This is a genomic window from Curtobacterium sp. NPDC088465, assembly GCF_044753165.1.
Classification (GTDB): Bacteria; Actinomycetota; Actinomycetes; order Actinomycetales; family Microbacteriaceae; genus Curtobacterium.
Genome location: NZ_JBIVMR010000001.1, coordinates 150,370 through 162,206, shown reverse-complemented (window position 1 = coordinate 162,206; position 11,837 = coordinate 150,370). Strand labels below are relative to the sequence as shown.

The window sequence follows — 11,837 nt, the reverse complement described above, 5'->3', positions numbered from 1 at the left end:
GCAGGACACCCCTGCGTGCTTCACCCGGAGGAGCCGCATGACCGTCACGCTCTCCCGCCCGCACCCGGCGCCGACCGGTGCGGTGCCGGCACCCGCACCGCTACGGCCCCTGCCGTCCGTCGCCGTCCGGTGGCTGCTCCGCGCCGCCTTCGCGCTGCCCTACGTGGCCCTCGCGCTCGTGGCGTCGCGCATCACGACGACGCCGCTCATCGGGCTGACCGGCAACCAGGTGACGCTCGACCGGGCGACGGCCGCGCTCGACGGCGGCGTGGTGCCGGCCATCGGGCAGCTCTGGCCGCTGCTCTCCGGGGTGCTCCTGCGCTTCATGCCCTTCGGTGTGCAGGGTGCCGCGGTGCTCGGCGGGATCGTCGCCGGCGTGCTGCTCCAGCTCCTCGCGCAGGACATGCTGCGCCGCGGCCTGCGCATGCGCGAGGTCGTCGCGTTCACGATCGCGCTCGGCGCCAACCCGCTGTACGCCTTCCTCGCGCTCGACGACCTGCAGGCGTTCCTCGGCATCGCCCTCTTCGCCCTGGCCGTCGTCGACATGGTGCGGTTCTTCGCGTGGGGGGACACGCAGGCGGGGTTCCGCGCCGGCCTCGCGCTGATGCTGTCCACGCTGGTCGACCCGATGGGCTTCGTCTACGTCGGCATCGCGGCGCTCGCCGCCCCGTTGCTCGACCTGGCACGGCACGACCAGCGCGGCATCCGGCGGGCGAACGTGCTCGTCCTGGTGTTCCCGAGCATCGCCGTCGCGCTCTCGACGGCCGTCCTCGACCTCATGGTGCTCCACGACCCGTTCGCGGCGCTGCGCGGGACGATCAGCGTGTCCGAGGAGCGACTCGACGGCCTGCGCCACCTCTTCGCCTCGGCGGACGGCCTGCTCCTGGTGACGATGCTCGTCGCCGGCGCCACCCTGGCCCTGCTCGTGCGCCGGCCCGGCGCGATCGCCCTCGTCGCGGCGCTCTTCGTCGGCACCGTGGGCGGGTACGCGATCGGGCTCGTGCCGGTCGCGACGGCCGGCAACGTCTTCGTCACGATGCTCAGCGTCGCGATCGCGATCCTGCCGCCGGTCGCCGGCCGGGTCACCAGCACCCTGGTCGTCGTCCTCGCCGTCCTGCAGGTCCCGCTCGCGTGGGCCGCGGCCTCCGAACGCCAGGTCGTCGTCGAGTGGATGCACGCCGTCGTGGCGGTGGTGCTCCGGTGACCGCCGTCGGAGCGCGGTCGCCGGTGGACGCCGAGCCGACCGTCGTGGTCGGTGGGACCGGTCGGCACCGCGGCGAGGACGTCGACTGGCGACCGCGGCACCGGTGCTCCGTGCAGCGGCACGTCGAGGAGGGCTGGGTCGCGTCCGCCCGCATCCGCGAGGGCGTCCTCGTCCTGACCAGCGGTCGGTCGGACCCGGACGTCCTCCGGGCGGCGCTCACCGAGGAGTTCGGCGAACCCGTCGTCCTCCGCAGCGCGTCCGCGGCGGACGTCCGGCAGCGCATCGCGTACGAGCTCGAGGAGGAGGTCGCCGACCTCGCCGCCCACGGTCTCGCCCGGACGAACCCGGCCCTGTCCGCACGGACCGTCCTCTCACGAGGACAACGGGTCGGCGGTGCGGTCGCCCTGCTCCTGTTCGCGGTGTGCCTCGTCCTCGCACCGGGCAGCACGGTCGCGGTCGCGACGGCGGTGCTCTCCCTGGGGTTCCTGGCCGGGATCCTCTTCAAGTTCTGGGTGTCGATGGTCGGGGCCCGCTTCGACCTGGTCGAGCAGGTCTCGGCCGAGGACGTCGCCGCCCTGGACGACGACGCCCTGCCGACCTACACCGTGCTCGTGCCCGTGTTCCGCGAGGCGAACATCGTGCACGACCTCGTCCGGAACCTCGAGGTGCTCGACTGGCCGAAGGACCGGCTCGAGGTCCTGGTGCTCGTCGAGGCCGAGGACCACGAGACCCGCGAGGCCGTCATCGACGCAGCCCCGCCGGACTGGATGCGCATCGTCATCGTCCCGCCGGGGTCACCCCAGACGAAGCCGCGCGCCTGCAACGTCGGCCTCGCCATCGCGCAGGGGGAGTACGTCGTCATCTACGACGCCGAGGACCGTCCCGACCCCGACCAGCTCAAGAAGGTGTTCCTGACCTTCGACCGCGCCGGGGACGACACCGTGTGCGTGCAGGCGGCGCTGAGCTACTTCAACGCCGACGAGAACGCGCTCACGCGCATGTTCACGCTCGAGTACTCGTACTGGTTCGACTACATGCTCGCCGGCCTCGACGCGCGACAGCTGCCGATCCCGCTGGGCGGGACGTCGAACCACTTCCGCGCCGAGCTGCTCCGTGAGCTCGGCGGGTGGGACCCCTACAACGTGACCGAGGACGCCGACCTCGGCATCCGCGCGTCCGCCGTCGGGTACCGCGTCGCCGTCGTCAACTCCACGACGATGGAGGAGGCGAACACCTCGATCCCGAACTTCGTCCGGCAGCGCTCCCGGTGGATCAAGGGCTACATGCAGACCGCCCTCGTGCACGCGCGCAGGCCCCGGGCGCTCGTCCGCGAGATCGGCCCGCGTCGCGCGGCCGCGTTCGCCCTGCTCATCGCGGGGACCCCGCTGACGTTCCTCGGGATGCTGCCCGGCGTCCTCGTGACGATCGCGACGCTCGTGCTGCCGGCCGACTGGACCGCGCCGCTGTTCCCGGCGCCGGTGCTGTGGCTCTGCGTGCTCGACTTCCTGCTCGGCAACGCCACGATGATCTACCTGACGATGATGGGGCCGTACAAGCGCGGGCGGTTCGACCTGATGGGCTGGGCGCTCCTCAACCCGCTGTACTGGATCCTGCACTCGGTCGCCGCGTACAAGGGCCTGTGGCAGCTGATCACCCGGCCGCACTACTGGGAGAAGACCGAGCACGGCCTGACGAAGACGACCGCCTGATCGCGACGACGGTGTGGAGGGGATGACGGGAACCGAGTTTCGGCGCAGCGCCGGTCGGAAGCCGTGAAGAGGACGTGGAGGGGATGACGGGAATCGAACCCGCGTGGCCAGTTTGGAAGACTGGGGCTCTACCATTGAGCTACATCCCCGCACTGCGGCACCAGTCCGCAGCGCCACCATCGTAGCGGACGAACGGCCCCCGACATGCCATCGAACGTGCTGCCGCAGCCGGACGGCCCCGACACGCGCCGGATCAAGCGCTCCCGGGTGCTCTCGTTCGCGCTGCTCGCCGTCGCCGCCGTGGTGTTCTCGCTCCGTCCCGAGGCCTTCGGCGACCCGCAGGCCCAGCCCTGGCACGCCCTGCTGCACGTCTGGCGCATCGTCCTCGGCGTCGCGCTCATGGTCGCCGCGCTCGGGGTGCAGGTCGCCGTCGGGGTGCGGTGGCGACGGGGCCTGCGGCGCAGCGCCGAGCAGGAACCGTCCACACGCGGCACGCCGCCCGGGAACCAGGCAGCGGGGGACCGCTAGACTCGTCGCGGTCGTGCGTGCCCTCGGGCGTGCGCGGTCACCTGGCCCAGTCACGGGGCGTAGCTCAGCTTGGTAGAGCGCCCGCTTTGGGAGCGGGAGGTCGCAGGTTCGAATCCTGTCGCCCCGACCAGGTCCACTCGAACGTCAACCAACAGGAGTACATCCCTTGGCCACCAGCACCGTCGACAAGGTGAGCGACACCCGCGTCAAGCTCACCGTGAACGTGACGCCGGACGATCTCAAGCCGAGCATCGACCACGCCTACAAGCACATCGCCGAGCAGATCAACATCCCCGGCTTCCGCAAGGGCAAGGTCCCGCCGGCGATCGTCGACCAGCGCGTCGGCCGCGGCGAGGTCCTGAACCACGCCGTCGGTGACGCCATCGACACCTTCTACCGCCAGGCGGTGGAGGAGCAGGAGCTGCGCATCCTCGGCCGTGCCGAGGCCGACGTCGCCGAGCTCCCGAACGTCGCGGACTTCTCGGGCGACCTCGTCCTCACCTTCGAGGTCGACGTCCGTCCCGAGTTCGACCTCCCCGCGTACGACCAGTACGAGCTCACGGTCGACGCCGTCGAGGTCTCCGACGACGAGATCGAGGAGGAGCTGCAGAACCTGCGCACCCGCTTCGGCACGCTCGTGACGGTCGACCGCCCGGCCGAGACCGGCGACTTCGCCCAGATCGACCTGACCGCCACCATCGGTGACGACGAGGTCGACTCGGCCACCGGCGTCTCCTACGAGATCGGCTCGGGCGACCTGCTCGAGGGCATCGACGAGGCGCTCGAGTCGCTCACCGCCGGTGAGTCGACCACCTTCGAGTCCACGCTGGTCGGTGGCGACCGCGAGGGCGAGACCGCGCAGATCGCCGTCACCGTCACCGCCGTCAAGGAGCGCGAGCTCCCCGAGGCCGACGACGAGTTCGCCCAGATCGCCAGCCAGTTCGACACCATCGACGAGCTCAAGGCGGACCTGAAGGAGCAGATCGCGAAGTCCAAGACCTTCGGTCAGGGCGCCGCGGCTCGCGACAAGCTCGTCGAGAAGCTCATCGAGGACGTGGACATCCCGATCTCGGAGCAGCTCATCGAGGACGAGGTGCACCGTCACCTCGAGCAGGAGAACCGTCTCGAGGACGAGGAGCACCGCAAGGAGGTCTCCGAGTCCAGCGAGAAGGCCTTCCGCTCGCAGCTGCTCCTCGACGCCATCGCCGAGAAGGAGGAGATCCAGGTCTCCCAGGAGGAACTCACGCAGTACCTCATCCAGGCGGCGTCGCAGTACGGCATGGAGCCGGCCGAGTTCATCAAGGTGATCGACCAGAACGGGCAGATCCCCGGCATGGTCGGCGAGGTCGCCCGCTCGAAGGCGGTCGCGACCGTCCTGTCGAAGGTCACCGTCAAGGACACGAACGGCGACGCCGTCGACCTGTCCGCCTTCACCGCCGGTGTGGCGCAGGAGTCGGCTGACGACGAGTCGGCCGACGCCGACGAGGTCACCGAGGCCGACGCGAAGTAACGCGACGCGCTGACGGACGGGAGGCACGGTGCCAGCTGGCACCGTGCCTCCCGTCCGTCGTCCCGGCACCATCCGACCGCCCAGAGCGAACAGACGCGAAGTGGTGCGTTGCACCCGATAAGTTCGACATCAAGCGACAACTGAACGGGAGCTTTTCCATGGCCGAAGCGACACTGAACCCCAGTGTTTTTGACCGCCTTCTGAGAGACCGGATCGTGTGGCTCGGCTCTGAGGTCCGCGACGACAACTCGAACGAGATCGCAGCGAAGCTGCTGATGCTCGCCGCCGAGGACCCCGAGAAGGACATCTACCTCTACATCAACTCGCCCGGTGGCTCGATCACCGCGGGCATGGCGATCTACGACACGATGCAGTTCGTGCCGAACGACATCGTCACCGTGGGCATTGGCCTCGCCGCCTCGATGGGGCAGTTCCTGCTCTCGTCGGGCACCCCGGGCAAGCGCTACATCACCCCGAACGCCCGCGTGCTCCTGCACCAGCCGTCCGGTGGCTTCGGCGGCACCGCTGCCGACATCCAGACGCAGGCGAAGGTCATCCTCGACATGAAGCAGCGGATGGCGGAGCTCACGGCGGAGCAGACCGGCAAGACGATCGAGCAGGTCCTCAAGGACAACGACCGTGACAACTGGTTCACGGCGCAGGAGGCCCTGGAGTACGGCTTCGTCGACCACCTCCGTGCCTCGTCGGTCGAGGTCGTCGGCGGCGGCGGCACCGTGAGCGACGGCGAGACGCCGACCGCGGCAGCCGAGCCCGAGTCCAACTGACCACCACCGAAGAGAAGGAAACGAGAATGCACCTCCCCATGCTCGGTGGCGCGCAGAACGTCCCGGCTCCGTCCGATCGCTACATCCTCCCCAGCTTCGAGGAGCGCACGGCCTACGGCTTCAAGCGGCAGGACCCGTACGCGAAGCTCTTCGAGGACCGCATCGTGTTCCTCGGCGTCCAGGTGGACGACGCGTCCGCCGACGACGTCATGGCCCAGCTGCTCGTGCTCGAGTCGATGGACCCGGACCGCGACATCGTGATGTACATCAACTCGCCCGGTGGCTCGTTCACCGCGATGACGGCGATCTACGACACGATGCAGTACATCCGTCCGCAGATCCAGACGGTCTGCCTCGGCCAGGCCGCTTCGGCCGCGTCGGTGCTCCTCGCCGCGGGGACCCCCGGCAAGCGTCTCGCCCTGCCGAACGCCCGCGTGCTCATCCACCAGCCCGCCGTCCAGCAGGGTGGCGGTCAGGCGTCCGACATCGAGATCCAGGCGGCGGAGATCCTCCGCATGCGCACCTGGCTCGAGGAGACGCTGTCGAAGCACTCGAACCGGACCCCGGAGCAGGTCAACAACGACATCGAGCGCGACAAGATCATGTCCGCGGAAGAGGCACTCGAGTACGGCCTGATCGACCAGGTCCTCACGAGCCGCAAGAACCTGCCGGCGCTCGTCAAGTAGCGCTGCACGCTCGAAGGCCCCGCACCGATCGGTGCGGGGCCTTCGTCGTGTCCGGTGCGGCGTCGAGGATGCGGATCCGGCCTGGAGGCGCGGTGCCGGCCTGCGGGGCTGTTCAGTCCTCGTCGTGGTCGTCGGCCGCCGGGGCGGCGGGACGGCGACGGAGCAGCAGCAGGACCGCGACGACGACGCCGGCGAGGACGATGCCACCGGCGCCGATGAACAGGGCGTCGGTCGCGCTCGAGTCGCCGGTGTCACCGGATGCGGCGTCGGGTGCGCTTGACGCTGCGGCCCCCGAGCCGCCCCCGCTGCCGTCGGCGCAGGTCGCCGGCGTCGCGGTGCCGCGGTCGGGGGAGAAGCCGGCCGGGGCCTTCCAGGTGAAGTCGTACCGGTCGGAGACCGTGTGGCCGTCGGCCGAGACGATCTGCCACTCGACCTCGTACTTCCCGGAGTCGCCGAGGGCGGCCTTCGTGGTCATCGAGGGGCCGTCCACGGAGACGCAGCCGTCCTCGTGGTAGCGACCGTCCGGGCCGATGACCCGGAAGGCGAAGCCCGAGTCCGACCCGCCGATCGCCAGGAGCCGGTCGTTCGTCGTGATGTCGAAGCGGTCGGGGAGCTCGGTGAGCGTCCCGCCCACCTTCGGCGTCGACGACACCAGGTAGTTGTGCGCGCTGGCGGGGGCGGCGAGCCCGAGGACCGCACCGCCCGCGACGGCGAGGGTCGCGGCGGTCGCGGCCACGGGCCTCCAGACCGGACGCCGGTCACCCGGGGACCGACGGGCGCGCGTCGGCCGTGCGGTCCGCGTCACTTCGAGGCGTCCCGGCGGCGCGTGGCGGCGACGGCGACGACCAGGCCGACGGCCCCGACCACCAGGCCGCCGAGGCCGAGGAAGCGACCGACCAGGTCGGGCTGCGCCGCGGTGGTCGTGGTGTCGCTCGCGGTGGCCGTCGTCGCGTCGTCGTCGTCGCCGCTCGCCGCGCTGGCGGCGGTCAGGACGATCGACGGCGCGGGGTGCTCCGGCTCGGACTCGCCGCTCTTCTGCACCTGGTCCCAGTCGGTCGACCCCTGCTCGCAGGTCTGCACGACCGGGAAGGCCACGCGGTCGCCCGGCTTGCCGTCGGGCAGCGCGAAGGACAGCGAGAAGGTGTCGCGCTCGTCGGCGGGCAGCGGGGTCTTCGCGGTGTAGGTGACGCTCGTGACGCGCTCGGCGCCGGCCTCGGACTCCTCGTCGCTCGCAGCGCTGCTCGACGGGGCGGTGTAGGGCTCGGTCGCCTTCGTGATCGTCCAGTTCGGGTTGACGGTCGGCGTGACCTCGATGACGGACTCGGGCACCTGGAAGACGAGCTTCGTGGTGGGGGAGCCGTCGCAGCCGTGCGGCACCGAGAACGTCGCGGTCGTGTACGAGTTCGCCGCCGTCGAGGTCGCATCCGCCTCGACGTGTGCGCTCGCGGCGGCCGCGGTGCCGAGGACGATCGCGGCGGTGACGCCGAGGGTTCCGGTGCCGAGGAGGGCGAGGCGCTTCGTCATGGGGTCCTTCCGGTTTTCTACAACTTGTAGAGGAACGTGCCAACGGTACCAGGTGTGCACGCCCTGGGCGAACGCGTGGGGACAGGCCGGACGGCGTCGCCGTGGGTGTCACCGGATGCGGTTAGAGTCGATCACATCGGGCGGGTCACCAGCCTGCATCGCTGAACTGCACCGGTCATCCAAGGAGGGCACCGACATGGCACGCATCGGGGAGAGCGCTGACCTGCTCAAGTGCTCCTTCTGCGGCAAGAGCCAGAAGCAGGTCCAGCAGCTCATCGCCGGGCCGGGGGTGTACATCTGCGACGAGTGCGTCGAGCTGTGCAACGAGATCATCGAGGAGCGCCTCGCCGAAGCGGGTGAGGACACCACGAGCGGCGACTTCGAGCTGCCGAAGCCCCGCGAGATCTTCGACTTCCTGCAGGAGTACGTGATCGGCCAGGACCCGGCGAAGCGTGCGCTGGCCGTGGCCGTCTACAACCACTACAAGCGCATCCGTGCACAGGGGCAGATCACCGCTGCCGAGGACCGCGACGACGTCGAGATCGCGAAGTCGAACATCCTGCTCATCGGGCCGACCGGCTGCGGCAAGACCTACCTCGCGCAGACCCTGGCGAAGCGGCTCAACGTGCCGTTCGCCGTCGCCGACGCCACCGCCCTGACCGAGGCCGGGTACGTGGGCGAGGACGTCGAGAACATCCTGCTCAAGCTCATCCAGGCCGCGGACTACGACGTCAAGCGGGCCGAGACGGGCATCATCTACATCGACGAGGTCGACAAGATCGCACGCAAGGCGGAGAACCCGTCGATCACGCGCGACGTCTCCGGCGAGGGCGTGCAGCAGGCGCTGCTCAAGATCCTCGAGGGCACGACCGCGTCGGTCCCGCCGCAGGGCGGTCGGAAGCACCCGCACCAGGAGTTCATCCAGATCGACACGACGAACGTGCTGTTCATCGTGGCGGGGGCGTTCGCGGGACTCGAGGACATCGTGTCGTCGCGCGTCGGCAAGCGCGGGATCGGGTTCGGCGCTCCGCTGCACAGCCCGCTCGACCAGCAGGACCTGTTCGCCGACGTCCTGCCCGAGGACCTGCACAAGTTCGGGCTCATCCCCGAGTTCATCGGTCGTCTGCCCGTCGTCACGACGGTGTCGCAGCTCGACCAGGCGGCGCTCATGCAGATCCTGACCGAGCCGAAGAACGCGCTGGTGAAGCAGTACCAGCGGATGTTCGCGATCGACGGTGTCGAGCTCGACTTCGACCGCGGGGCGCTCGAGGCCATCGCGGACCTCGCGGTGCTGCGCCAGACCGGTGCCCGCGGCCTCCGGGCCATCCTCGAAGAGGTCCTCGGCCCGGTCATGTTCGACGTGCCGTCGGACGACGACGTCGCGCGCGTCGTCATCACCCGCGAGTCCGTGCTCGAGAACGCCGCGCCGACGATCGTGCCGCGTCCCCGGGCGAAGCGCGTGGAGAAGTCCGCGTAGCGTCCGACGCCCGCAGGCCGACGGCCCGGTCCCCGCGTGGGGCCGGGCCGTCGCCGTGTGCGGGAGGGGGCGCGGGTGCGGGTGCGTTCGTGGGAGCGGTGCGCAGGCGGACCGGGGTGATCCGCGGTGTGACGTGCCGCTGCACAACGGGAAGCACGTCGCGCCGCGGACTTCCGCGGCGCGACGTGCTTCCGGTTGTGCCGACGCACTGGCCCAGCGCCGCGGCGGCGCGCCGGCCCGCGGCGCCGCGCTACTCGAGCCCGCGACGGCGCAGCAGCGGCCCGACCTCGGCGTCGCGGCCGCGGAACGCACGGTAGGCCTCGAGGGGGTCCTGCGCGCCGCCGACCCCGAGCACGAGCGACGCGAACCGCCGCCCGGCCTCGCGCGAGAGTCCGCCGTGCTCGCGGAACCACTCGACGGTGTCCGCGTCGAGCACCTCGGACCAGATGTACCCGTAGTACCCGGCGTCGTACCCGCCCGAGAACGTGTGCGCGAAGTACGTCGACGAGTACCGCGGCGGCACCGCGGTCACGTCGATGCCCGCGGAAGCGAGGGCCTGGCGCTCGAACGCCTCGACGTCGGTCACCTCGGCGGCCTCGGCGGCCGACAGGCGGTGCCACGCCTGGTCGAGCAGCGCCGCGGCGAGGTACTCGGTGGTCGAGAAGCCCTCGTTGAAGCCGGCGGAGTCGCTCAGTCCGAGCACGAGCTCGGGCGGCAGCGGCTCGCCGGTCTCGTGGTGCTTCGCGTAGTTCGCGAGGACCGAGGGCCAGGTCACCCACATCTCGTTGACCTGCGAGGGGAACTCCACGAAGTCCCGTTCGACGTTCGTGCCCGAGAACCGTGGGTAGGTCGTCCTGGCGATGAGCCCGTGCAGCGCGTGCCCGAACTCGTGGAAGAGCGTCTCGACCTCGTCCTGGATCAGCAGCGTGGGGGAGCCGGCGGCGGGCTTCGCCACGTTGAGGTTGTTCACGACGACGGGCAGCGTGCCGAGCAGGTGTGACTGCTCGACGACGGGGTTCATCCAGGCACCGCCACGCTTGCCGTCCCGTGTGTAGAGGTCGAGCAGGTAGAGCCCGACCTCCTCCCCGGAGTCGCCGTGCACCTCGAAGACCCGGACCTCGTCGTTGTAGCCGTGCAGGTCCGAGCGTTCGGTGAACGTCAGTCCGTACAGGGCGCCGGCGGCGTGGAACACCCCGTCGTGCAGGACGCGGTCGGCCTCGAAGTAGGGCCGCAGCGCCGAACTGTCCGCGGCGAACTGCTCGCCGCGCAGGACCTCCGTCGCGTGTGCCCAGTCCCAGGCCTCGACGTCGAAGCCGACCGTGCGGGAGCGGACGGCGCGCTCGTCCTCGGCGTTCGCGGCGGCGGCCGGGACGAGCGAGGAGAGCAGGCCGTCGACCGCCTCGGGCGTCCCCGCGGTCTCGTCGGCCGTCACCACGGCAGCGTGGTTCGGGAAGCCGAGGAGTTCGGCCCGCTCGGCCCGGAGCCGGACGATGCGCAGCAGGACCTCGCGGTTGTCGTGCGCGTTCCCACGACGCCCCCGCGACAGCGAGGCGCGCATGATCCGTTCGCGCAGGCCGCGGTCGGTCAGCGAGGCGAGCCACGGGTGACCCGTGTACAGCGGCAGCGTCACGAGCCAGCCGTCGAGGCCGCGGTCCGCCGCGGCTGCGGCGGCGGCCGACTTCGCGCCGTCGTCGAGTCCGGCGAGCTCCTGTTCGTCGGTGACGTGCAAGGCGAGGTCGTTCGTGTCCTCGAGCAGGTTGCGCTCGAAGGTCGTGGTGAGCGTCGAGAGTTCCTGGTTGATCGCGGTGAGACGCTCCTTCCCACCGTCGTCGAGGCCGGCTCCCGCGAGCGTCATCTCGGTGTGCACCCGCTCGACGAGTCGACGGTCCTCGTCGGACAGGTCCGCACGCTCGTCGAGCGAGGACCGCACCGCATCGACCCGTGCGTACAGGCGCGCGTCGAGGGTGATCGCGTCGCGGTGGGCGGCGAGGAGCGGCGACACCTCGGCCTCGAGGTCGTGCAGCTCGGGCGTCGAGTCGGCGGAGGACAGCGTGAAGAAGACGTGCGAGACCCGGGTCAGCAGCTGCCCGGAGCGTTCGAGCGCCACCAGCGTGTTCTCGAACGTCGCTGCACCGGGATCGGCGGCGATGGCCTCGACCTCGGCACGCTGCTCGGCGATGCCGGCGTCGAACGCGGGACGGAAGTGCTCGAGCCGGACGTCGTCGAACGGCGGCAGGGCGTAGGGGAGGGTGCTCGGCTGGTCGAACGGGGTGTCCATGGCCCCACCCTACGGACCGGACCGGACGCCGGTCTGGAGGCACGTGGCGGGCCCGCCCCGCGCCTCCCGGCCGACGTCGGGTCGTGTCGGGCGTCGTGTCGTCGAGCGTCCGGTCGGAGCGTCAGGTCAGCGCGTC

General features: G+C 70.7%; 10 protein-coding genes and 2 tRNA genes. 8 read left to right on the top strand and 4 right to left on the bottom strand.

Annotation, left to right across the window (positions count from 1 at the left end):
* The first annotated feature begins 37 nt into the window (after positions 1–37).
* Together ACIP6W_RS00725 and ACIP6W_RS00720 are read left to right on the top strand one after the other, a co-directional pair.
* Positions 38–1,204: a hypothetical protein gene (locus tag ACIP6W_RS00725; RefSeq protein ID WP_251154781.1), complete on the top strand. Its 1,167-nt coding sequence runs from the start codon at positions 38–40 to the stop codon at positions 1,202–1,204.
* On the top strand, positions 1,201–2,913 hold the full coding sequence (locus tag ACIP6W_RS00720) for a glycosyltransferase (protein ID WP_400427673.1): 1,713 nt from the start codon (positions 1,201–1,203) through the stop codon (positions 2,911–2,913). Before ACIP6W_RS00725 ends, ACIP6W_RS00720 begins: the two co-directional genes overlap by 4 nt.
* Positions 2,914–2,988: 75 nt before the next feature.
* Here the strand turns inward: ACIP6W_RS00720 and ACIP6W_RS00715 are convergent.
* Positions 2,989–3,062, bottom strand: a tRNA-Gly gene (locus tag ACIP6W_RS00715).
* Positions 3,063–3,117: 55 nt separating this feature from the next.
* Here ACIP6W_RS00715 and ACIP6W_RS00710 point away from each other — a divergent pair.
* The 5 genes from ACIP6W_RS00710 to ACIP6W_RS00690 all read left to right on the top strand — a co-directional run bounded on the left by ACIP6W_RS00710 (position 3,118) and on the right by ACIP6W_RS00690 (position 6,422).
* The gene (locus tag ACIP6W_RS00710) at positions 3,118–3,441 is read left to right on the top strand and encodes a hypothetical protein (protein ID WP_209683452.1); all 324 of its coding nucleotides are present in this window, start codon (positions 3,118–3,120) and stop codon (positions 3,439–3,441) included.
* Between the two features lie 53 nt (positions 3,442–3,494).
* A tRNA-Pro gene (locus ACIP6W_RS00705) sits at positions 3,495–3,571 on the top strand.
* 36 nt (positions 3,572–3,607) lie between these two features.
* Entirely contained in the window at positions 3,608–4,951 is a 1,344-nt protein-coding gene (tig, locus tag ACIP6W_RS00700; protein WP_066653120.1) for a trigger factor, read from the top strand.
* Positions 4,952–5,109: 158 nt separating this feature from the next.
* The gene (locus ACIP6W_RS00695; RefSeq protein ID WP_066653123.1) at positions 5,110–5,736 is read left to right on the top strand and encodes an ATP-dependent Clp protease proteolytic subunit; all 627 of its coding nucleotides are present in this window, start codon (positions 5,110–5,112) and stop codon (positions 5,734–5,736) included.
* A gap of 26 nt (positions 5,737–5,762) precedes the next feature.
* A complete protein-coding gene (locus ACIP6W_RS00690) occupies positions 5,763–6,422 on the top strand; it encodes an ATP-dependent Clp protease proteolytic subunit (RefSeq protein WP_066653125.1) in 660 nt (219 codons plus the stop codon).
* A 112-nt stretch (positions 6,423–6,534) separates the two neighbouring features.
* On the opposite strand, the gene ACIP6W_RS00685 is transcribed toward ACIP6W_RS00690, so the two are convergent.
* Together ACIP6W_RS00685 and ACIP6W_RS00680 are read right to left on the bottom strand one after the other, a co-directional pair.
* Positions 6,535–7,158 (bottom strand): copper resistance CopC family protein, encoded by a 624-nt coding sequence (locus tag ACIP6W_RS00685; RefSeq protein ID WP_066653127.1) that lies wholly within the window; start codon positions 7,156–7,158, stop codon positions 6,535–6,537.
* Between the two features lie 65 nt (positions 7,159–7,223).
* Positions 7,224–7,946, bottom strand: coding sequence for a YcnI family protein (locus ACIP6W_RS00680; protein WP_251154786.1), 723 nt, complete (start codon positions 7,944–7,946; stop codon positions 7,224–7,226).
* A gap of 196 nt (positions 7,947–8,142) precedes the next feature.
* Between ACIP6W_RS00680 and clpX the strand changes: the two genes are divergently transcribed.
* Positions 8,143–9,423 (top strand): ATP-dependent Clp protease ATP-binding subunit ClpX, encoded by a 1,281-nt coding sequence (gene clpX, locus ACIP6W_RS00675; RefSeq protein WP_066653131.1) that lies wholly within the window; start codon positions 8,143–8,145, stop codon positions 9,421–9,423.
* Between the two features lie 250 nt (positions 9,424–9,673).
* Here the strand turns inward: clpX and ACIP6W_RS00670 are convergent, their stop codons facing one another.
* Positions 9,674–11,701 carry a M3 family metallopeptidase gene (locus ACIP6W_RS00670; protein WP_066653134.1) on the bottom strand — a complete coding sequence of 676 codons (2,028 nt, stop codon included), beginning with the start codon at positions 11,699–11,701 and terminating at the stop codon, positions 9,674–9,676.
* Positions 11,702–11,837: the final 136 nt, after the last annotated feature.